This window comes from Micromonospora sp. NPDC047620 (genome assembly GCF_043205005.1).
Classification (GTDB): Bacteria; Actinomycetota; Actinomycetes; order Mycobacteriales; family Micromonosporaceae; genus Micromonospora.
Genome location: NZ_JBIDDG010000006.1, coordinates 268,714 through 290,016 on the forward strand (window position 1 = coordinate 268,714; position 21,303 = coordinate 290,016).

Annotated in this window: 19 protein-coding genes; 10 read left to right on the forward strand and 9 right to left on the reverse strand. The window is 75.5% G+C overall.

Features of this window, described 5'->3' with window-relative positions:
• Positions 1-13 precede the first annotated feature (13 nt).
• On the reverse strand, positions 14-586 hold the full coding sequence (locus ACGF5C_RS09835) for a hypothetical protein (RefSeq protein ID WP_393298999.1): 573 nt from the start codon (positions 584-586) through the stop codon (positions 14-16).
• A 214-nt stretch (positions 587-800) separates the two neighbouring features.
• Here ACGF5C_RS09835 and ACGF5C_RS09840 point away from each other — a divergent pair, with 214 nt between their 5' ends.
• Both ACGF5C_RS09840 and ACGF5C_RS09845 read left to right on the forward strand, forming a co-directional pair.
• On the forward strand, positions 801-1,499 hold the full coding sequence (locus ACGF5C_RS09840) for a CBS domain-containing protein (protein WP_393299002.1): 699 nt from the start codon (positions 801-803) through the stop codon (positions 1,497-1,499).
• A gap of 355 nt (positions 1,500-1,854) precedes the next feature.
• Positions 1,855-2,808 carry a TerC family protein gene (locus ACGF5C_RS09845; RefSeq protein WP_393299005.1) on the forward strand — a complete coding sequence of 318 codons (954 nt, stop codon included), beginning with the start codon at positions 1,855-1,857 and terminating at the stop codon, positions 2,806-2,808.
• A 42-nt stretch (positions 2,809-2,850) separates the two neighbouring features.
• Here the strand turns inward: ACGF5C_RS09845 and ACGF5C_RS09850 are convergent, their stop codons facing one another.
• Both ACGF5C_RS09850 and ACGF5C_RS09855 read right to left on the reverse strand, forming a co-directional pair.
• Positions 2,851-3,579, reverse strand: a complete 729-nt coding sequence (locus tag ACGF5C_RS09850) for a helical backbone metal receptor (RefSeq protein WP_393299008.1) — start codon at positions 3,577-3,579, stop codon at positions 2,851-2,853.
• 125 nt (positions 3,580-3,704) lie between these two features.
• Positions 3,705-4,325: a GNAT family N-acetyltransferase gene (locus ACGF5C_RS09855; RefSeq protein ID WP_393299011.1), complete on the reverse strand. Its 621-nt coding sequence runs from the start codon at positions 4,323-4,325 to the stop codon at positions 3,705-3,707.
• Positions 4,326-4,479: 154 nt separating this feature from the next.
• On the opposite strand from ACGF5C_RS09855, the gene ACGF5C_RS09860 reads away from it, so the two are divergent.
• On the forward strand, positions 4,480-5,364 hold the full coding sequence (locus ACGF5C_RS09860; protein WP_393299014.1) for a hypothetical protein: 885 nt from the start codon (positions 4,480-4,482) through the stop codon (positions 5,362-5,364).
• 74 nt (positions 5,365-5,438) lie between these two features.
• Here ACGF5C_RS09860 and ACGF5C_RS09865 read toward each other — a convergent pair whose 3' ends face one another.
• Together ACGF5C_RS09865 and ACGF5C_RS09870 are read right to left on the reverse strand one after the other, a co-directional pair.
• Positions 5,439-6,695 (reverse strand): MFS transporter, encoded by a 1,257-nt coding sequence (locus ACGF5C_RS09865; RefSeq protein ID WP_357699399.1) that lies wholly within the window; start codon positions 6,693-6,695, stop codon positions 5,439-5,441.
• Between the two features lie 396 nt (positions 6,696-7,091).
• Positions 7,092-7,439, reverse strand: a complete 348-nt coding sequence (locus ACGF5C_RS09870) for an Lsr2 family protein (RefSeq protein WP_393299017.1) — start codon at positions 7,437-7,439, stop codon at positions 7,092-7,094.
• 323 nt (positions 7,440-7,762) lie between these two features.
• On the opposite strand from ACGF5C_RS09870, the gene lon reads away from it, so the two are divergent.
• Positions 7,763-10,099: an endopeptidase La gene (gene lon / locus ACGF5C_RS09875; protein ID WP_393299020.1), complete on the forward strand. Its 2,337-nt coding sequence runs from the start codon at positions 7,763-7,765 to the stop codon at positions 10,097-10,099.
• Between the two features lie 71 nt (positions 10,100-10,170).
• Here lon and ACGF5C_RS09880 read toward each other — a convergent pair whose 3' ends face one another.
• Complete coding sequence (locus tag ACGF5C_RS09880; RefSeq protein ID WP_393299023.1) at positions 10,171-10,653, reverse strand: SgcJ/EcaC family oxidoreductase; 483 nt, start codon at positions 10,651-10,653, stop codon at positions 10,171-10,173.
• Between the two features lie 55 nt (positions 10,654-10,708).
• On the opposite strand from ACGF5C_RS09880, the gene ACGF5C_RS09885 reads away from it, so the two are divergent.
• Positions 10,709-11,173, forward strand: a complete 465-nt coding sequence (locus ACGF5C_RS09885; RefSeq protein ID WP_393299026.1) for a MarR family winged helix-turn-helix transcriptional regulator — start codon at positions 10,709-10,711, stop codon at positions 11,171-11,173.
• Positions 11,174-11,267: 94 nt separating this feature from the next.
• Here ACGF5C_RS09885 and ACGF5C_RS09890 read toward each other — a convergent pair whose 3' ends face one another.
• Positions 11,268-13,064, reverse strand: coding sequence for a DEAD/DEAH box helicase (locus ACGF5C_RS09890; protein WP_393299029.1), 1,797 nt, complete (start codon positions 13,062-13,064; stop codon positions 11,268-11,270).
• A 102-nt stretch (positions 13,065-13,166) separates the two neighbouring features.
• On the reverse strand, positions 13,167-14,033 hold the full coding sequence (locus ACGF5C_RS09895; protein WP_393299031.1) for a hypothetical protein: 867 nt from the start codon (positions 14,031-14,033) through the stop codon (positions 13,167-13,169).
• A gap of 133 nt (positions 14,034-14,166) precedes the next feature.
• Between ACGF5C_RS09895 and ACGF5C_RS09900 the strand changes: the two genes are divergently transcribed.
• Both ACGF5C_RS09900 and ACGF5C_RS09905 read left to right on the forward strand, forming a co-directional pair.
• A complete protein-coding gene (locus tag ACGF5C_RS09900) occupies positions 14,167-15,324 on the forward strand; it encodes a sensor histidine kinase (protein ID WP_393299034.1) in 1,158 nt (385 codons plus the stop codon).
• Positions 15,321-15,926 carry a response regulator transcription factor gene (locus ACGF5C_RS09905; protein WP_350681505.1) on the forward strand — a complete coding sequence of 202 codons (606 nt, stop codon included), beginning with the start codon at positions 15,321-15,323 and terminating at the stop codon, positions 15,924-15,926. Before ACGF5C_RS09900 ends, ACGF5C_RS09905 begins: the two co-directional genes overlap by 4 nt.
• A 222-nt stretch (positions 15,927-16,148) precedes the next feature.
• Here ACGF5C_RS09905 and ACGF5C_RS09910 read toward each other — a convergent pair whose 3' ends face one another.
• On the reverse strand, positions 16,149-18,368 hold the full coding sequence (locus tag ACGF5C_RS09910) for a family 43 glycosylhydrolase (RefSeq protein WP_393299037.1): 2,220 nt from the start codon (positions 18,366-18,368) through the stop codon (positions 16,149-16,151).
• A 131-nt stretch (positions 18,369-18,499) separates the two neighbouring features.
• Here ACGF5C_RS09910 and ACGF5C_RS09915 point away from each other — a divergent pair, with 131 nt between their 5' ends.
• From ACGF5C_RS09915 to ACGF5C_RS09925, 3 genes are all read left to right on the forward strand, one after another.
• Positions 18,500-19,246: an ArsR/SmtB family transcription factor gene (locus ACGF5C_RS09915; protein WP_393299040.1), complete on the forward strand. Its 747-nt coding sequence runs from the start codon at positions 18,500-18,502 to the stop codon at positions 19,244-19,246.
• A 159-nt stretch (positions 19,247-19,405) separates the two neighbouring features.
• Positions 19,406-20,200, forward strand: coding sequence for an isocitrate lyase/phosphoenolpyruvate mutase family protein (locus ACGF5C_RS09920; RefSeq protein WP_393299043.1), 795 nt, complete (start codon positions 19,406-19,408; stop codon positions 20,198-20,200).
• Positions 20,201-20,340: 140 nt separating this feature from the next.
• Positions 20,341-21,300, forward strand: a complete 960-nt coding sequence (locus ACGF5C_RS09925; RefSeq protein WP_393299046.1) for a DUF5715 family protein — start codon at positions 20,341-20,343, stop codon at positions 21,298-21,300.
• Positions 21,301-21,303: the final 3 nt, after the last annotated feature.

Genomic DNA, 21,303 nt, shown 5'->3' on the forward strand with positions numbered 1-21,303 from the left:
GTGCCGGACCAGGTCAGCGGAGCCAGGGGAGCCGCCGGACGAGGGGGAGCTTCGCCCAGGCCGCGCCCAGGCCCAGGGTGGCACCGGCGTTGACCAGCGCGAGACCGACCAGCAGGGCCGCGTTGAGCAGGTGGTCGTCGATGAAGGGGTTGTTCTCGGGGGGCAGGACGACCGTCCACATCATCACGTAGAGCACTACGCCGGCGACGGCGGCGACGCGCATCCCGATGCCGAGCAGCAGCGCCACGCCGATCGCGGCCAGGCCGGTCATGAAGAGCACGTCCGCCCAGGCGGCCCCGGCGATGCCGTTGTAGATGCCCTTGAAGGGGCCGGCCGCGCCGAAGGTCAGGAAGCCCTTGGTGGGGCTGCCGCCGTTGAGCCAGGCGTTCTTCGCCTCGGTGGCGTGCCCCAGGCCGAAGACCTTGTCCAGGAACGCCCAGAGGAAGGTCCAGCCGAGGGCGATCCGGATGCCGGCGAAGACGTACCGGGTGGCACGCTCCCGGGTGGTCTCGGCGGGGTGCCGGGTCTGTGTCGCAGGGGCGATGGTCCCGGTGGTGATCCGTGCGGTCGTGGTCATTGTCTCCACGTCCCTTCGTGTGCCTCCCACCGCGCTTCCCGGTGGCATCTTCATTGGACACCCGCCGATGCCCGCCGGGCAGGGCCGACCGGGCCCCGTCGGACCGGGACCTTGGGCCCCTTCCACACCGGTCCACCCGGCCGTGCCGACCCGGTCTCGCGACCCTGCCCCGGCGGGCGGTCGCGGCCATACCGTCGCAGGTGCCAACGGCAGGGAGGTCGTGATGAGGACGTGGCAGGTGGGCGACGTGATGACGCGGGACGTCGCGACGGTGGGGGAGGAGACCCCCTACCGCGAGATCGTCGACGCGCTGGTCCGGCGGGGCATCAGCGGCGTGCCCGTGGTGGACGGGTTCCGCCGGGTGCTCGGCGTGGTGTCCGAGTCGGATCTGCTGCACAAGGTGGAGCGGGCCGGGCACCCGGACGAGCGGCGGATCTTCGAGGGGCGGCGGCGCCGCAGCGCCCGGGAGAAGGCCGACGCACTGCTGGCCCGCGAACTGATGACCGCGCCGCCGGTGACCACCTGGCCGGAGGCGACCATCTCCGCCGCCGCGCGGCAAATGGACCGGGAGTCGGTGAAGCGGCTGCCGGTGCTCGACGATCTGGGCCGGCTCGTCGGCATCGTCACCCGGGGCGACCTGCTGCGGGTGCACCTGCGTAAGGACGCGGAGATCCGCGAGGACGTGGTGCAGGAGGTGCTGCGCCGGGTGCTCGCGGTGCGGGACGGCCTGGTCACCGTCCAGGTGCGCGACGGTGAGGTGACGCTCGACGGCCGGCTGGACCGGCGCAGCGCGGCCGAGCTGGCGGGGCGGCTGGCCGGGCAGGTCAGCGGCGTGGTCCGGGTGACCAGCACCATCGCGTACGACGTCGACGACCGCACGCTCGTCGAGCGGGACGCGGGCCGGGCCACCCCGGTGGCCTGACCGGCGACGCCCGGGCCCCGCCGTCCGGGCGGGGCCCGTCGGCGTGCCGCCCGCCCGGCCCGCGCACCCCTCCGGCCGACGGCAGCCGGCACCTGAGGCCCGGGAGCGGCGGGCAGCGGCGACCGGGCCTGGCCGGCGTCCGCCGACTTGCTCGGACGGCCGTCGGCCGGTGGGCGGCTAGCCTAGGCTCGGGGGCGGGCGCGGTGTGGCTCCGCCGCCGAGCCCCGCGCCGTGGGGACCGCGCCCGCGCCGGAGCCGCCGAGTATGCGGCGCGTGCCGGGAGCGGAGCCGCCGGGCATGCGGCGCGTGCCGAAAGCGGAGCCGCCTGTCCCGTCGTGGATGCGGAGGGCGCCGGGTGGACGAGGCGACGTTCGCGGCGCCGCTGTGGGCCTGGGCGGCGGTGGGGGCGGTCATCGCCGCCATGCTGGCCGTGGACATGCTCTCCCACCGCGACAACCACGTGATCGAGCTGCGCGAGGCGCTGGCGTGGAGCGGCGTCTGGATCACCGCCGGGCTCGCCTTCGGCCTGGTGGTCTGGCTCTGGCGGGGCGGCGAGCCGGCAGTGGCGTACTACTCCGGCTACCTGCTGGAGAAGGCGCTCTCGGTCGACAACGTCTTCGTCTTCGCGCTGCTGTTCGGCTACTTCCGGGTGCCCGCCGGTTACCAGCACAAGGTGCTCTTCTGGGGAGTCGTCGGGGCGCTCGCGTTCCGGCTGGCCTTCATCTTCGCCGGTGCCGCGCTGCTGGAGCGGCTGACCTGGGCCGGGGTCGCGCTCGGTGTCTTCCTGGTCTGGACCGGGTGGCGGCTGGCGGTGCGCGGCGAGCCGGACGTCGAGCCGGACCGCAACGTCGCGGTCCGGTTGTTCCGGCGGCTGGTCCCCACCGAGCCGCGCTACCACGGCGGCCGGTTCACCGTCCGGGTCGACGGCCGGCGCCGGGCCACCCTGCTGCTGGTCGCGCTGATCGCGATCGAGGCCACCGACGTGGTCTTCGCGATCGACTCGGTGGCGGCGATCCTGGCCATCACCACCGACACGTTCCTGGTCTGGACGGCGACGGCGTTCGCCGTGCTCGGGCTGCGCAGCCTCTACTTCTGCCTGGCCGGGCTGCTGCGGCACTTCGGCTACCTGCGGTACGGGCTGGCCGTGCTGCTGGCCTTCGCCGGGGCGAAGCTGATCCTGGCCGAGACGCCGGTGGGAAAGCTGCCGGTCTGGCTCACCCTCGCGGTGGTGGTGCTGACCCTGTCGGTCGCGATCGGCTGGAGCGTGCTCGCTGCTCGTCGGGAGCGACGCCGGCACGCGGGCGCCTGACCCGACCAGCGCGTCGACCGCCGGGCGGCGGGGCCACGGTGGTCAGCCCGGCCGGACGACCGGGTCGGCGAGCTGGGCGGACAGCAGGGCGGGCGCCTCGGCCAGCGACGGGCCGTACCAGGTCAGGTGCCGTCCGGAGAGCAGCGCGCACGGGACGCCCGGAAACGCCTCCGGCCCGTCGTCGGCGGTGAACCGGTACGGCTCGTCCGGCAGCACCACCAGCTCCGGCTCCCGGGCGCGCAGCTCGTCGAGGCTCGGTCGCGGATAACGTTCGGCGTCGTCGGCGTACAGGTTGGTGACGCCGAGTCGGCGCAGCACGTCCCCGGCGAACGTGTCGGCGCCCAGCACCACCCACGGGCGACGCCAGACCGGCACCACCGACCGGCGGGGCGGCCCGACCGCCGGCGGGGCGGCCCACGCCCGGCGCGCCGCCACCAGCCACTCCGGCTCCGCCGGCGCGCCCAGCTCGCGGAGCAGGTCGCCCAGCTCGGTCAGCGCCTCGTCGACGGTCCGCGGGTAGGTGACCCGCACCGGCACGCCGGCCGCGGCCAGGGCTTCGGCGTCGACGCGGCGGTTCTCCTCGACGTTGAGCAGCACGACGTCCGGTCGTAGCGCGAGCACCCGGTCCAGGTCGGGGTACTTGCTGCCGCCAACCCGCGCCACGTCCAGCCCCGCCGGGTGGGCGCACCAGTCGGTGGCCCCGACCAGCAGGTGGGGCAGGGTCAGCGCCACCGCCTCGGTCAGCGACGGCACCAGCGACACGACCCGCACCGCGCACCCCCGTTCCGTCTGGCACAACCGGCCACGTTCGATCATGCCCTGGCGCGGGGTCCGCTTCGCCGCCCGGTCACCCTCGCGGTGCTCCTACCACGCGGAGAAGCGCTCGCCTCGTCCCCTCAGGCCTGGTGACGGGCGCGGAGTGGGCCGGGCGAGCCGAGGCTCGCGGCGGGCTGGTCCGGGCCGGGCGCCAGCCACTCCTGCCGGGTCAGCGCGTACTCGACCTCGCCGTGCTCCGCCCCGTCGATCATCTCCGGCCAGTTCCCGACGTACGTGCGCACGAAGCGCAGCCCGGACTTCTCCATCACCCGGCGGGAGGCCGCGTTGACGGTCATCGTGTTCGCGGTGACCCGTTCCACGCCCAGCTCGGTGAAGCCCTTGTCGACCAGCGCCCGGCAGCCCTCGGTGGCGAGGCCGCCGCCCCAGGCCGCCCGGCGCAGGCGGTAGCCCAGCTCCACCTCGCGGGCGTCGCCGTCGCGCGTCGGGCGGAACTCGAACCAGCCCAGGAACTCGCCCGACCCCCGGCCAAGGGCCGCCCACCAGCCCAGCCCCGGCGGCCGCCGGTAGTGGGCGAGGATCCGGGGCAGGGTGCGCTCCCGGACCACCTCCGGCGGGGTGGGGCGCCCGCCGGTGAGGTATCGCATCACCGCGGGGTCGCCGTCCAGCTCGACGATGAGTTCCGCGTCGTCGGGGGTGAACTCGCGCAGCACCAGCCGGTCGGTGCTCAGGAAGAGCGTCACCGGCCCATCCCACCGGGCGGTCTCGGCCGGCTCAACCGAATTCCCCGCCCGCGCCGCCTCCGCCGCACCACCCCGGCTCCGGCCATGATCGACGGCCTAGACTCGGCGCGGGCCGACGAGTCGGCCCGGGGCGACGGCAGGACGGATCACACGGATGACGAGCACCGGTGGCGGGGACGGTTCCTGGCTGCGCGCGGTGACCGGGGACGGCGGTCGCGGCCCGCTGCTCACCCGGGCCGGCCAACTCGTGTACGGCGCCCGCCGCCTCGGCGAACTCGCACACCGGCGTCCGACCGGCATCACCGGCCACCAGTGGAGCACGGCCACCCGGGAGGGCTACGACTTCGTCGTCTGCGCCGCCGACACGGCCCGGCCGGTCTTCGCCGTCGAGGTCGGCCCGGTCGCGCCCGCCGGCTCCGCCGGGCAGCGCGCCGAGCGGATGAAGAACGTGGTCGCCGAGGCGGTCGGCCTGGCGGTGCTGCGGATCGGGTCGCCCACCCTGCGCGCCGACGAGCACGGGCGGCGGATCGTGGCGTACGTGATCGACGCCCGCGCCTACGCGGCGCTCGGTGCGGGGGAGCCGGAGGCGGGGGAGGTGCCCCCGCTCGGGTTCCGCGACATCTTCGGCCGGCTGCCCGACGGGCGGACGGGCCACGTCAACGACCTCGGGGCGCTGGCCCGGGCCGCGGCGGTCGACGCGTACGTGTCGCGGGGGCTGGTGGACCCGATCGTCCGGGGGCTGCACCTGAGCTGGCGGGATGGGCCGGCCGAGGGGTGGAGCTGGGTCGAGGTGCGTCCCGGCGCCTGCCTCGTGGAGCGGGTGACGGTGCACGAGCAGCGGGTCTCCGCCGGCGTGGACCCGGCCCGCCTGGCCGAGGATCTGGCGGCGATGGCCGTCGGCCAGCGGCTGCGCGAGCTGGAGACGGCCGAGCCGGTCCTGATGCCCCGCGAGGAACTGCTCGCCGACATCCGGCTGCTCGAATCGCGGCGCGACGAGATGGCGCACGGGTTCGCCTTCGCGCACCTCTGCGCGGACTGACCCGCCCCGGCCGCCACCAGCCGCTGCCGGTCCGGGGCCGCCCGGGGCGTGTCCCCGGCGGTCCCCGGCCGCCGTCAGGCCAGCGCTGCCGCCGTCCGGCCGGGTGCGGCGGCCGAGGTGGCCCCGGCCCGCAGGGCCTCGATCCGCCTGGCCCGGGGGCGGACCGCGAGGAGGTTGCCGGCGGCCACCAGCAGGGCCAGACCGAACAGGCCCAACCAGAGGGCGTCGGTGGAGAACCGGGCGGCGACCAGCCCGCCGAGGGTCGGCCCGGCGAAGCTGGCGAAGGCGTAGCCGAGCGAGTAGACCCCCTGGTAGCGGCCGCGCTGCGCCGCCGGCGAGAGGTCCGCCGTCAGCGCCGAGTTCGCCGGGGTCATCAGCATCTCGCCGAGCGTCCAGACGGCGACCGTGAACGCGTAGAACCACACCGCGTCGGCCAGCGCGGTCAGCGCGAAGCCGGCGCCGACCACCACGACGGCGGCGGCGATGGTGCGGGACCGGTCGAAGCGGCCGACCAGCCGGGGCACGAAGAGTTGCCCCAGCACGATCATCAGCCCGTTGACCGCGATGACCGGCCCGTACGCCGACGCCGGCAGGCCGTCGGCCTGCAACGCGACGGGGAGCATCACGCTGCCCTGGATGCAGAGCCAGGCCAACCCGGTGAGGGCGGTGAAGGTCAGGAAGACCCGGTCGCGCAGCACGGTGCCGAGCCCGCCGGAGTCGGCGCGGGTGAACTGCCCGACGGTGACCGGGGCGGGGCGCGACTCGGGCACCTTCAACCCGATCAGCGCGGCGGTGCCGAGCAGCACCGCCGCGTTGACCACGAACAGCAGCAGCGGATCGGCGCGGACCAGCAGGCCGGCGACGGTCGCGGCGACGGCGAACCCGATGTTGATCGCCCAGTAGTTGAGCGTCAGGGCGCGCAGCCGGTCCCGTTCGCCCACCACGTCGATGATGGTGGCGGTGAAGGCCGGTCGGGCGACGCCGAGGAAGAGCCCGAGCAGGAGGGTGAGCGCCGCGACCGCCGTGGGGTGGTTGCTCAGGCCCAGCGACACCGCCGCGGCGGCGGCGGCCACGTTGCCGACCAGCATCGCCGGCCGCCGCCCCCACCGGTCCGCGACGACCCCGCCGAGCACGCTCCCCGCCGCGCTGCCGGCCCCGTGCAACCCGATCACCACTCCGGCGTACGCGGGGCTGAAGCCCCGCACCGAGACCAGGTAGACGCCGAGGTAGATGGCGACGAAGCTACCCAGCCGGTTGATCAGCGTGGCCGTCCAGAGGTACCAGAACGTGCGGGGCAGCCCGCCGGCCGTCTGGCTCCACCAGCGCGTCATCCGCCACCCCCGAGATGCGTATGCGTAATGCCCGACAAAGCTGTCGCTCATTACACTCCGGGGGTGCGACGGTCCCGGGTCGCACGGGCACGAATCGTGGCGGTGATCACGCGCGGCCGGAGCCGCCCGGGCCGCCACCGGCCGCTTCGCCGCCCCGGGTGGGCCGCCGATCCTCGGCCGGATACCGTTTCCGTCCAGTCGCGGGAATCCGCCCGGCGCGGCCACTCGGCGTCGCCCGCCGGTCGTCGGGGGCCGCTCGCCGAATGCGCCGCCCGCGAATGCGTCCGCCGCCGGACGCGGGCCGTGCGAATGGACGGCCGTGGGAAAAGACCGGCGGGGCCCCGCTGATTCCGCAGCGTGACCCCGCGTGGACGCGAGCGTGAACCCGGCGCCAGGTCAGCGGTTCTTGTACGCCTCGGCGACCTCGACCGGGATGCGGCCGCGCTCGGAAATCTTGTAGCCGTTCTTGGCGGCCCATTCCCGGATGGCCCGGTTCTGCTCCCGGTCGATTCCCGCGCCGCCCGGGGCGCCCGCCCTGCGGGGCGCCCGCCCGACGTCGACGGTGCCGCGCCCGATCCGCCGGCCAGCGCTGATGTACGGGTCGAGAGCCTTGCGCAGCACGCCCGCGTTCTCGTCGGAGACGTCGATGGTGTATGCCACGCCGTCCAGACTGAACTCGACGGTCCGGTCGGCCTTTCCGCCGTCGAGGTCGTCGGTCAGAACAGTGATTACTTTTCTCGCCATCGCCAATTACTCCCTGTGTGGGGCGGGGTGTGGTCAAAGTTTGACCTATCGCACGGCAATTGCGCAACAATACGCGCCGTTTTCATTTCGGCGGGTCGCGTTATCGCGGGAAATCGGCGTGGCCGGTGCAAAGGCGGGGGAGTTCGGTCGCCCAGCATGCCGGCGTGGCCGGCGAGCGCCGCAGCGGCGGCCTGGTGCGTGGGCTGCTGCCGCCGGCGCGGCCGATGGCATGGGGAAGTGGTCTGAGTCACAGTGCGGAACAAGGGGGAACGCTTTGTTACTTGAGTTGGACACGCTCAACTCAACGCGATAGCAGGTGTTCGATGGCAACTCTTCCGGTACTGCCCCTGACCGACGCCGTGCTGCTGCCCGGCATGGTCATCCCGGTGACCCTCGACCCCACCACCCAGGCCGCTGTCGACGCGGCCCGCGCCACCGGCGAGGGCACCCTCCTCGCCGTGCCCCGCCTCGACGGCGAGTACGGCCCCGTCGGCGCGGTCGCCACCATCGAGAAGGTCGGCCGGCTGCCCAGCGGCGAACCGGCCGCCGTCGTCCGCGGCCTCTCCCGCGCCCGGATCGGCTCCGGCGTTCCCGGACCCGGCGCCGCCCTCTGGGTCGAGGCCACCGAACTCGACGAACCGGCCCCCGCCGGCCGGGCCCGCGAACTCGCCCGCGAGTACCGCGCCCTCATGACGTCGGTGCTTCAGCAGCGCGGCGCCTGGCAGGTCATCGACGCGATCGAGCGGATGACCGACCTCTCCGAGCTGGCCGACTCGGCCGGCTACGTCTCCTGGCTCAGCCTCGCCCAGAAGACCGAGCTGCTCGCCGCGCCGGACGTCACCGCCCGGCTGGAACTGCTCGTCGGCTGGGTGAAGGACCACCTGGCCGAGCAGGAGATCGCCGAGCAGATCAACACCGACGTCCGCGAGGGGCTGGAGAAGTCCCAGCGGGAGTTCCTGCTGCGCCAGCAGCTCGCCGCCATCCGCAAGGAGCTCGGCGAGGACGAGCCGGACGGCTCCGCCGACTACCGGGCCCGCGTCGAGGCCGCCGACCTGCCCGAGAAGGTCCGCGAGGCGGCGCTGCGCGAGGTCGGCAAGCTGGAGCGGGCCAGCGACGCCTCCCCGGAGGCGGGCTGGATCCGCACCTGGCTCGACACGGTGCTGGAGATGCCGTGGAGCATCCGTACCGAGGACAACACCGACCTGGCCGCGGCCCGCGCGGTGCTCGACGCCGACCACGCCGGCCTGGCCGACGTGAAGGACCGCATCCTGGAGTACCTCGCGGTGCGTAACCGGCGCGCCGAGCGCAACCTCGGCGTCGTCGGCGGCCGCGGCTCCGGCGCGGTGCTCGCCCTCGCCGGCCCGCCCGGAGTCGGCAAGACCAGCCTCGGCGAGTCGGTCGCCCGCGCGCTCGGCCGCAACTTCGTCCGGGTCTCCCTCGGCGGCGTCCGCGACGAGGCCGAGATCCGGGGCCACCGCCGCACGTACGTCGGCGCGCTGCCCGGCCGGATCGTGCGCGCCCTGCGCGAGGCCGGCTCGATGAACCCGGTCGTGCTCCTCGACGAGGTCGACAAGCTGGCCGTCGGCTACTCCGGCGACCCGGCCGCCGCCCTGCTGGAGGTGCTCGACCCGGCGCAGAACCACACCTTCCGCGACCACTACCTGGAGGTCGACCTCGACCTGTCCGACGTGCTCTTCCTGGCCACCGCCAACGTGGTGGAGGCGATCCCCGGCCCGCTGCTGGACCGGATGGAGCTGGTCACCCTCGACGGGTACACCGAGGAGGAGAAGGTCGCCATCGCCCGGGACCACCTGCTGCCCCGGCAGCGGGAGCGGGCCGGCCTGACCGTCGAGGAGGTCGGCGTCGGCGACGACGCCCTCGCCCGGATCGCCGGCGAGTACACCCGGGAGGCCGGCGTGCGCCAGCTCGAACGGTCGCTGGCGAAGATCCTCCGCAAGGTCGCGGTGGCCCTGGCCACCGACCCGGCGCCGGTCCGCGTCGACGCCGACAACCTGGCCACCTACCTCGGGCGGCCGAAGTTCACCCCGGAGTCGGCGGAACGGACGGCGGTGCCCGGCGTGGCGACCGGCCTGGCGGTCACCGGCGCTGGCGGCGACGTGCTCTTCATCGAGGCCACCAGCATGGAGGGCGAGCCGGGGCTGACCCTGACCGGCCAGCTCGGCGACGTGATGAAGGAGTCCGCGCACATCGCGCTGTCGTACCTGCGCTCCAACGGGCGCCGGCTCGGGCTGGACCCGAACGCCCTCGCCGGGCGGCGGATCCACCTGCACGTGCCGGCGGGCGCGGTGCCCAAGGACGGCCCCAGCGCCGGCATCACCATGGTCACCGCGCTGGCGTCGCTGGCCAGCGGCCGGCCGGTGCGGCCCGAGTTCGGGATGACCGGCGAGGTGACCCTCTCCGGCCGGGTGCTGCCCATCGGCGGGGTGAAGCAGAAGCTGCTCGCCGCCCACCGGGCCGGCCTGACCGAGGTGATCATCCCGGCGCGCAACGAGCCGGACCTGGACGACCTGCCGGCCGAGGTCCGTGAGGCGCTGACGGTCCACACCCTCGTCGACGTCGCCGACGTGCTCGCCCTGGCGCTGCGCCCCGCCGACGTCGACGCGGACGCCCTGGGCGGCCAGGCGTTGACCGCGGCCTGACCGGCCCGTCGCCCGGCGGCCCCCGACGCCCCGCAGGCGTCGGGGGCCGCCGCGTGTGCGGGTCCCGCCGGTCAGGCGTGGCCCAGCCCGAGCCGTCGGGCGTACCGCCCCATCGTGCGGGACAGCCGGGCCGGTGCGGAGTCGGGCGCGGGGATCCCTATCGGGCGGACCCGACCGTTGTGCAGCGCGGTGAACCGCCACCCGGCCGGCGTCCGCACGGCGACCAGGGTCTGGCGGGACAGCCGGCGCCGGGGCAGCCGGGTGCGCCAGGGCATCAGCACCGAGCCGGTGCCGTGCACGACGGCCACGTCGGCGGTCACCGCGCGGATCGACTCCACCTCGCCGACCAGCGCCGATCCGGCGAGTACGCCCCGGAAGAGCCGGTCGTGCGCGTCCTGCATCGGTGCCCGCCCGGCCGCCCGGGTGCCGTCGTACGACACGTAGTCGGAGTCCTCGGTGAAGCAGGCGCCGTACGCGACCGCGTCGTTGTCGGTCCACGCCCGCAGCAGCCGGTCGAACAGCTCGCGGATCTCCCTGCGGTCGTTCTCGGTCATGGTCACTCCCTGCTAAGGTTCGGCTGTCGAAATCTAAACTAGCAGAAAGGTTCGAATGTCGAAAGATGAGCTGGTGTATCGGGTGGCCCGAGAGATCCGGCTGCTGCAGCAGAGCTTCGACGCCTTCGACGAGGCGGCCGCCGGCCGGCTGGGGATCAACCGGACGGATCTGCGGGCGCTGGACGTCGTCCTCGGCCACGGGCCGGTGACGGCCGGCGAGTTGACGGCGGCGCTGCGGCTCAGCCCGGCGGCCACCACCACCGTCATCGACCGGCTGGAACGGGTGGGCCTGGTGGCGCGTACCCGGGACGCCGCCAACCGGCGTCGGGTGCTGGTCGAGGCGACCGAGGCGGCCCGGGCGGCCGAGCGGAGGATCTACCGGCCGGTCGGCGAGGCCGGCCTGCGGGCGCTGACGCGGTACGACCACGGACAGCTCGAGACGATCGTCGACTTCCTCACCACCGCTCGCGCGGTGCAGCAGGAGCACGCCGAACGGATGGCCACGGAGCCGGCCGGCTGACCGCTGCGCGGACGCACCGAGACCCCCGCCCGGAACAGCGGGGGCCTCGGTGCGTCAGTGCTGCCGGGTCGCCGGTGGGTCGGTGTTGTCGTCGTCAGCGCCGGTCGCGCCGGTCGCCGAAGTCGCGGTCGCGGCGCTCGCGCCGGTCGGCCCCGTCGAAGCGGCGCTCGCCGCCGCCGTCACCGTCACGATCCCGGCGTACGGTCGCCTTGCGGCCCTTGATCGTGCTGCCGCGCAGCCCCGCGATCACCTCCTCGGCCACGGCGTAGGGCACCTCCACCAGCGAGAACCGGTCGGCGATCTCGATCGAGCCGATGTCCCGGCCGCTGACCCTCGTCTCGCCGGTGATCGCGCCGACCAGGTCCTGCGGCCGGACCCCGGCACGCCGGCCGAGGCCGATGAAGACCTGCGTGGTGCCGCCGGTGCGGGGCCGGCCACCGCCGCGCCGCTCGCCCCGGCCGCCGCCCTCCGGCCGCCCCTCGCGCGGAGCCCGGACCGGGACCTGCGGGATCTCCTCCTCGTCCTCGGCGCCCGGCGAGGTCGCCTCGTGCGCCAGCTTCACCGCCGCGAGCGCCACCTCCACCAGGTCGAACTCGTCGGTCAACGACTCCACGATCGCCCGGTACGGGTCGAGGTCGTCCTCCAGCAGGCTCTCCCGCAGCGCGCCCTGGGTCAGCTCCAGCCGCCGGGTGCGCATGTCCGCCACCGTCGGGATCTTGTCGATGGTGATCCGCTGGCCGGTGACCCGCTCGATGGTCTTGAGCATCCGGTGCTCGCGCGGCTCCGCGAGGGTGATCGCCACGCCCTCCCGCCCGGCGCGGCCCACCCGGCCGATCCGGTGCACGTACGACTCGGGGGCCGACGGCACGTCGTAGTTGACGACGTGGGTGAGCTGCTCGACGTCGAGGCCGCGGGCGGCCACGTCGGTGGCCACCAGCAGGTCCGCGGTGCCCGTGCGCAGCCGGCCCATCACCCGGTCGCGCTGCTCCTGGCTCATCCCGCCGTGCAGCGCCTCGGCCCGGTAGCCCCGGCCGTTCATGGTCTCGGTGAGCCGGTCGACCTCCTCCCGGCTGCGGCAGAAGACGATCGCCGCGGTGGGGGACTCGACGTCCAGCACCCGGCCCAGCGCCGCCGGCTTGTGCCCCCGGGCGACGATGTACGCGCTCTGCCGCACCCGGGGCGCCTCCCCGGCCACCGGCTGCTCCCGCGCGATGAGGATGCGCACCGGGTCGGTCAGGTGCTGGCGGGCCAGCCCGTCGATCCGCGCCGGCATCGTCGCCGAGAACAGCACCGTCTGCCGCTGCGCGGGCGCGTGCTCCAGGATCGCCTCGATGTCCTCGGCGAAGCCCATGTCGAGCATCTCGTCGGCCTCGTCGAGCACGACCGTGGCCAGCGAGCCCAGGTTGAGCGTGCCCCGGGCGATGTGGTCCAGCGCCCGGCCCGGGGTCGCCACCACCACGTCCACGCCCATGTCCAGGGCGCGCAGCTGCCGGCCGATCGGCTGGCCGCCGTAGATGGGCAGCACCCGGGTGCCCAGGTCCTTGCCGTAGCGGTGGAACGCCTCCGACACCTGCACCGCCAGCTCCCGGGTCGGGACCAGCACCAGCGCCACCGGGTCGCCGGGCCGCTCGTCGGGCATCCGCTGCAGCAGTGGCAGGGCGAACGCGGCAGTCTTGCCCGTACCGGTGGCCGCCTGCCCGAGCAGGTCCCGACCGGCCAGCAGGGGAGGGATCGCCTCCCGCTGGATCGGCGTGGGCTCCTCGTAGCCGAGGGCGGACAACGCGCCCAGCAGCTCGGCGCGCAGTCCGAGATCCGCGAAGGCGGTCACCTCGTCGGTGGCGTCCCGGGAGGGGTCGGTCGGTGGGTCGTGCCGTACGGGTGCGGAACTCATGCGACAAGCTTTTCATCATCACCGGCCGGCGGTTTCGCCGACCGGCACAACAGCCCGCCGGGGTGGGTCGCCGCCCCGTGCCGGCGACCCACCCCGGCGGGGTCAGCGGGTCAGCAGGGCCAGCACGACGGCGAGCCCGACGACCGTGTCGAAGACCGCGCACCACTCGGCGTAGCCGCGCGGGACGACCCGGTTCGCGTGGTGGTGCACCACGTCCCAGGCCGCGTGTCCGAGCCAGCCGGCGGCCACCAGCCAGCCCGCCAGCTCGCGGTCGACCAGGGTGGCGGCCAGGGCCAGCGCCGCCCAGCCGGCCAGCCCGGCCAACTGGAGGACGAGCACCCGGCGCTCACCCAACTGCCCGCGCGCCGCGCCGATCACCAGGTAGGCCGCCGGCAGCCCCAGCACGAACAGCGCCGGGGGCACCGACGGGGACAGGAGCATGTCCAGCGTCATCAGCAGCGCGAGCCCGGTCGGCCAGCGGCGCGCCAGCGCCGCGACCAGCCGGTGCCGCGGGACCGGGCGGGCGGCGGCCGGGTGCCGGGCGTACTCGGCGCGCCGGCGCAGCACCGCGAGCGCCATCGCCGGGAGCATCAGCAGGTGGCTGCCGAGGAGCAGGGCGTCCGCGCCGACCAGCCCGGCCCGGAACGGTACGAACAGCACCAGGACCGGCAGGTACATCGCCACGGTCATCTCCCCGACGGCGGCCCAGGAGTGCCTCCGGTACCGCATCCACACCGCCATGCCGACGCTCATGTCCGTCGCCATCAGCACGGCGCCGACGTCGGCCCGTCCGAGGTCGGGAGAGAAGCCGAGCGATGTGCTGACGGCCGCGCGGAGCGGCCCGAGCAGCAGCATCCCGGCGATCATGGCCAGTGCCATCTCCAGCAGGTGCCGCAGCAGCGCGGCGCGCGGTCGCGCGTGACCGACGTGCGGTGCTGTCGGGTTGGCGTTCGTCGTCGTCTCCGTCATGCCATCGAGCCTGCGCGCGGGCGGGCGCGCCGGACACCCGCGCCGTGTCACCGGTCGACCGTGCGGAACGCACCGCCGATCCGTGCATCCCGCGTACGGCGGTGGGCCGCCGTCGCGCCCTACCATTCGGACCGTGGCGTTCGACCCGACGGTGTCCGGACCGGGCCGGCGCCTGCGCCGGGCCCGGGCCGGCGCGACGGCGTCCCTCGCCACCGGGGTGGCCTCCGGCCTGTTCCTGCCCGCGGTCGGGCTGGCCCGGGAGCCGTCGGGCCTGCGGGTGGCGCTCGGTGCGGTCGGGCTCGCCGCGGTCGCCGTGGTGCTGGCCGTGGCCCTGTACGCGACCGTGACACCGGACGTGGCGGAGCGGGTCCGCCGCCGGTGCCGCGTGGCGTTCGCCGCCGTGGCGGTGCTGAGCGTCCCGCTGGTGGCGCCGGTCGCTGCCGGAGCGTGGCCCACCTGGGCCTGGCTGGGCGCGGCGGTCGTCGGCGCGGTGCCGCTGGTCGCCCGGTTGCGGATGGTGGTTCCCGTGGCCGCCGCCACCGTGCCGGTCGCCGCGGCGGTGGCGACGGCGACCGGGACGCCCGTGGGCCGGTCCCTGGTGATCAGCGGCGGCGTCGGCCTCGGCATCGCCGCGGTGAACGGATTCCAGGTGTGGTTCTGGGAGTTGCTGGTGCAGGCCGCCCGAGGGCAGGTCGCCCAGGCGAGCCTCGCGGCGGCGCAGGAGCGGCTGCGCTTCGCCGGCGACGTGCACGACCTGCTCGGGCACCACCTCACCGTCATCGCGCTGAAGGCCGAACTCGCCGCCCGGCTCGCGGCGACCGACGCGGAGCGGGCCGGCCGGGAGGCGGCCGAGGCGCAGCGGCTGGCCGCCACCGCGCTGACCGAGCTGCGCCGCACGGTGCACGGCTACCGCCGCATCGACCTCGCCGAGCAGGTCGCCGCGGTCGGGCAGGTGCTGCGCTCCTCCGGGGTGCGGTGCACCGTGGTGCCGCCCGCCGGTGAGCTGCCGGCGGAGGCGGCCGCCCAGCTCGCGGCGGTGCTGCGCGAGGCCGGCACCAACGTGCTGCGGCACAGCCGGGCCGGCTGGTGCCGGATCGAGATCGACCAGGAGGCGGATGTGGCGCGGATGACGGTGACCAACGACGGCGCGGGCGTGGCCGGCGCGCCCGACCGGCACAGCCACGGCCTGCGCGGGCTGGCCGAGCGGCTGGCCGCCGCCGGCGGGGAACTGCGCACGCACCGGGAGGACGGCGTCTTCACCGTCGAGGCGACCGTCCCGACGGCATCATGATCCGGGTCCTGCTCGCCGACGACGAGGAGCTGATCCGGGCCGCCCTCGCCGCCCTGCTCGACCTGGAGGAGGACCTGACGGTGGTGGCGCAGGCGGCCGACGGCGGGGCCGCCGTGACCGCCGCCCTGGCGCACCGCCCCGACGTGGCCGTCGTCGACCTGGCGATGCCCGGCCCCGACGGCTTCCAGGTCGCCGCCGAGCTGGCCCGGGTGCTGCCGTCCTGCGCGGTGGTGATCCTCACCGGCCAGGGTCGGCCGGCACACCTGGCCCGCGCGCTCACCGCCGGGGCCCGCGGGTTCCTGCCCAAGGGCGCGCCCGGCGGGGCACTCGCCGACGTGATCCGGCGGGTGCACGCCGGCGGCCGGTACGTCGACCCGGCGCTGGCCGCCGACGCGTTGACCATCCCGCCGTGCCCGCTGACCCCGCGCGAGCTGGACACGCTGCGGCTGGCCGAGGACGGCGCCCCGGTTGCGGTGGTCGCCCGCCGGGCTCACCTGTCCAGCGGCACGGTCCGCAACTACCTCGCCGCAGCGGTGCAGAAGCTCGGTGCGACGAGCCGGGCGGAGGCGGCGCGGACGGCCCGGGACAACGGCTGGCTCTGACCGGACCGCCCGCGACCGGTCGGGTCGAGGCGGCGCACGGCGGCGGCTGGCACCGGCCGGGCCGCGGATAGCCTGACGGCGTGCGTACGGTCGAACTGGTTTGCTCGCCCGGCCTGGAGGCGGCGGTGCGCGGGGCGTGCGCACAGGCTGGACCGCCCCTGCTGCGAGAAGCTCTGGCCGGCGGGCCCCCGCCGGCCCTCGACGGCAGGGGCCCCGACCCGATCAGCGGTGGAAGCGCACGTAGTCGAACTGCGCGGTGAGCGCCGGCTCGGCGCCGCCGTGGGCGACCAGCCCGATCCGCGGGGTGGTGTCGGCCGGGAAGGTCCACACCCCGCCCCACGTCCAGTTCCGCCCGTCCCGGCTGGAGCCGGCCCGGAACTCGTGCTCGCCGGTGGCCGGGTCGACCCGGTGCGCCAGCCGCAGCCAGGTGGTGGTCGCCGGGGTGCCGACGATGTTGCCGCCGTAGACCGGCCGGCCGGCGAAGGGCAACTCGTAGCCGTATTCGACCTGGCGGGTGTTCCAGATGGCGACCTGCGCCAACCGGGCGAAGCGGTCGTCGTCGACGTAGGCGACCAGGCCGGCCTGCTGGTAGTTGCGCACGGTCTCCTCGCCGAGGTCGAGCGTCACCTTCGTCTCCACGACGTAGTCGCCCGTCGGCGCGTCGCGCAGCAGCACGCCGGCCCTGTTGCCGGTGCCGGTCAGGTCGGCGCCCTGCACGGGCCAGCGCAGCGCCCCGCCGGACACGGTGGCCGCCGGGTCCGGCCGGACCCACCGCCACGCCGGGTCGAGCCCGTCGGTGAACTCGTCGGAGAACGCCGGCAGCGGGCCGCCGGCCCGGGGCTCGGGCGCGGCGTGCCGCACCGGCCGGTGCAGCCGGGCGACGCTGACGTTGTCGAACCCGGCGTCCCCGCCGGTGGCGGTCAGCGTGATCCGGCCGACGACCGGCCGGTCCAGCCGCAGCGACAGCGTCGCCACCTGGTCCCCGAGCCGGGCCGGGCTCAGCTCGGCCGTGAGCTGCCGGCCGCGTCCCTCGACGGCGAGGTTGTGCCCGGCCGCCGCGTCGAAGCCGGCGGGCAGCGGCGCGCTCGCGGTGCGGGCGCCGTCCCGGGCGACCAGCCGGCCGGCGGCGGCGTCCACCCGCACCGAGACGCGGTCGCCGAGGAGGAGCCCGGCCGCGCCGGTGGCAGCCGGCCGCAGGTCGGCCTCCGCCCGCACGTCCCCGCCGACGGTCGTACGACTGGTCAGCGCGCCGCTGCCGGTGAGCCGACCGTCGGTGACCCGCCAGTCCCCGGCGGTGCCGCGCCAGCCGGCGAGGCCGGCGTCGAAGCGCTCGTCCACCCGGCCGGTGGTGACCGGCTCGGGTCGGGCGCCCTCCGACGGGCCGGCGCCGGCGTTCACGGTCGGCCAGCCGTCGATCCAGTCGAGGCGGTCCAGCAGCATCGGCCGCTCGTTGATGCCGAACGGCTCGTCCAGGTACGGGTCGGCCCGGTCGATGGCGTGGTAGACGATCCAGTCCTGCCCGGACAGGTCGGTCAGGAAGCCGTTGTGGCCGGCGCCGATCCAGCGGTTGCCGTTCTGGGCGAGCACGGGGGTGCCGCCGGCCCGGGAGGCGGTCAGCGGGATGCCGTCGCGGTCCACGAAGGGCCCGCGCGGGTCGCGGGAGCGGCCGACGTGCACGGAGTAGCCGGTGGCCGGGCCGGCACAGCAGTTGGCGGTGGAGGCGAACAGGTAGTACCAGCCGTCGCGGCGCAGCACGTAGCTGCCCTCGAACTTGTTGTCGATGGCGACCGGCGTCGGCGCGCCGACGGCGCGCAGCCCGTCGGGGGAGAGTTCGGTGACGGAGATGCCGCCGTAGTAGCTGCCGTAGTAGAGGTAGTGCCGGCCGTCGACGTCGGTGAACTGGCTCGGGTCGATGGTCCACAGCCAGCCGCCGCCACCGCCGGGGCGGGGCGCGACCACGGGCTCGTCGGCGAAGGTCCACGGGCCGGTCGGGGTGGGCGCGGTGGCCGCGCCGACGGCGAAGTCGCCGCCGTCGGGGGAGACGGTGGTGTCGGTGACGGTCACGTACATGACCCAGCGGTCGCCGACCCGGCGGACGTCGGGGGCCCAGAATGCGGCGCCGGGCGCCGCGTACGCCGGGCGCTGGTCGGCGCCGAAGGCGTCCCCGACGTACGTCCAGTCGACCAGGTCGGCGGAGCGGGCGGTGGGTACCCGGTGGAAGGTCCCCTCGCCCTCGCGCAACGGGTCGGTGGTGCCGTACGCGTACCAGAAACCGTCCTCACCACGGACGACCACCGGGTCGGCGAAGGTGTCGGCGAACCCGGCCGAGACCGGGTTGCGGTAATGGGGGTCGGGTGCGGCGGCGGCCGGCGCGGACGCCGTTCCGGCCAGGGCCAGACCGATGACGGCGGCGAGCGCGCCGGCGCGGCGGAGATGTCCCATCAGACCTGCCTCGGGTGGGGAGAAGTCGACCTGGATCACTGGGTCCGTTTCTACAACGTTGGATACAACGTTGTAAAGGCGCGGGCGACGCTTCGGTGGGCACCGGAGCGTGCCCGTGCCAGCATGGGTCCGTGACCACCACCGCCACGGACGGCCCGACCCTGGCCCGGCTCGCCGCCCTGCTCGCCGACGACACCCGGGCCCGCATCTGCCTGGCCCTGCTCGACGGCCGGGCGTGGGCGGCCGGCGAACTGGCCCGGCTCGCCGGGGTGGCGCCCTCCACCGTCAGCGACCACCTCACCCGCCTGGTCCGGGGCGGGCTGCTGGTCGAACAGCGGCAGGGGCGGCACCGCTACGTCCGGCTCGCCGGTCCCTCGGTGGCCCAGCTGATCGAGGACCTGGCCGGCCACGCGCCGGCGCGCCCCCAGCCCGTCCGCTCGCTGCGCGCCGCCCGCGCCGACGCCGCCCTGGCGTACGCCCGCACCTGCTACGACCACCTGGCCGGCCGCCTCGGCGTGCTGCTGCGGGACACGATGCTCGACCGCGGGCTGCTCGACGACGCCGACGGCCTGGCGCTGACCCCGGCCGGGCTGGGCTGGCTGGACGAGTTGGGGGTGCCCGTCGCGCCGCTGCGGGTCGCCCGCCGCCCCCTGATGCGCGACTGCCTCGACTGGACCGAACGCCGCCCGCACCTGGCCGGTGCGCTGGGCGCCGCGCTGTGTGACCGCTTCTTCGAGGTGGGCTGGCTGACCCGGGGCGGTGGCCGGGCCGTCCGGCTGACCCCGGCCGGCGGTCCCGCGCTGGCCGCCGCGCTCGGCCTCGCCCCGGCCGACCTGGCGCCCGCCGCCGCACCGGAGACCGGCGGCGGCCGAGCCTGACCGGCTCGCGTCCGTCCGACCCGGTCCGTGCCGCACGCCGGGGCCGACGGTCGGCGGAAAAGAAGGAATCCGGCGGCGCCGGTGCCGGACGGCCGCCCCGGTGACGTACCAACCGCACGCGCTGTCGCGCGTCCCGACGAGTGCCGAGGTGGAAATCCGATGAACGAGCGCTGCGCCGCCTTCCACGCCCTGCACCACGCCGCCCGGCCGCTGCTGCTGCCCAACGCCTGGGACCACGCCAGCGCCGCCGCGTTCGCCGCGCGCGGATACCCGGCGGTCGGCACCACGAGCCTCGGGTTGGCCGCCGCCGCCGGGCTGCCGGACGCGGCGGCGGCCACCCGGGCGGAGAACCTCCGGCTGGCCCGGGCACTGCGCGGCCTCCCGGTGCTGCTGAGCGTCGACGTGGAGGCGGGCTGCGCCGACGAACCGGCGGCCGTGGCCGACCTGGCGGCCGAGCTGGCCGCCCTCGGGGTGGTCGGGATCAACATCGAGGACGGCCGGGCCGACGGCACTCTCGACCCGCCGGCACTGACCGCGGCCAAGGTGGCCGCCGTCAAGGCCGCGGCGCCGGCCCTGTTCGTCAACGCCCGCACCGACACGTGGTGGCTGGGGACGCCCGACCCGCTGCCGGCGGCCCTGGCCCGGGCCAGGGCGTACGCGGATGCCGGTGCCGACGGGATCTTCGTGCCCGCGGCACCGGACACCGACACCATCGGCGCCCTCGTCGAGGGGATCGACCTGCCGCTGAACGTGCTGTACCGCCCGGGCGGGCCCACCCTCGACGAGCTGCGGGCGCTCGGCGTGGCCCGGGTGAGCACGGGCTCGCTGCTGTTCCGGGCCGCGCTCGGCGCCGCCCTGGACGCCCTGGACGCCGTCCGGTCCGGCGTTGCGCCGCACCGGGAACCGCCCTCGTACGCCGAGGTGCAGCGGTTGAGCGCCGCGTCCCGGCCGTAGCCGTTCGTGCCCGCCCACGCCCCGGAGCCGCCCCTGAGGAGGAGATAAGAGGATTGTTCGTACTTATCCCGTCGTGCCTGGTTACGGTATGCGCAGGGCGATGCACACAGTGATGTCGTGACGGGAGAGAGGACCCGACCATGCGAGTGCCCAGCCGAAGTCCGGGGCAGCAGCCCGGGCCCTCCGTCACACCCGCAGCCCGCGCCCGCCGGCGGGTGCCCGGCACGCCGCCCCGCCCCGCCGCGCCGGACCTCGACGCCTACCGGGCGGCCGTCGCCGACCTGCTGGTCGAGGTGGGCGCCCTGGCCGGGGCGTCCTGCACGGCGGCGCGGCAGGTGCTGATCGACGACCGGCTGCGCGAACCCGCGATCGCCGCGGTGCTCGACGCCACCCCCCAGGGGATCGTCGGCGCCCGCGAGACGCTGCTGCTGGAGATGGCCCGCTACCAGCCCAACCCGCGCAGCTCCGCCGCCGACCTCACCGCACTGGTCCGCATATACCTGCTCTCCCGCGTCGACGTGATGTGGTGGCGCGACGCGCCGACCTTCCTCACCGACGTCCAGGTCGACGCCAGCCCCGACCTGGTCGACCTGGAGTGGCTGCGCCGCCGCGACCTGCTTCGGTTCTGCTACACCGAGCAGCCGAAGACGCTGTTCGGACGCGGGATGCGGGCGGCCCGGCGCCGGCTGCGGCCCGACGCCACACCGCGCACCGCCGGGCTGCGCTTCCGGCGGGCCCGCCGGGAGGTCGTGGCGCTGCTCAACGACATCGGCCGGGAGTTCGCCGCCAACACCCCGCCCGCCACCCCGCCGCTGTGGGTGAACAGCCTGGTCCGCAGCGCCGAGCACCAGCACCGGCTGCGTCGCCTCGGGTACGCCGCCATGGTCCCCAGCGGCCACTGTATGGGCTGGGCGGTCGACGTCGAGCTGGCGTGGTTCGGCCGCTTCGGCGTCCGGGACACCCTCGCCGAACTGCTGCTGGCCCGACAGCGAGCCGGCGAGGTCAACGTGGTCGACGAGGGGCAGGCGTGGCACCTGTGCCTCGCGCCCGCCAGCGGCCGGCGGCTGCGCCGGGCGTACGAAGCCGAGATGGGGGTCTGAGTC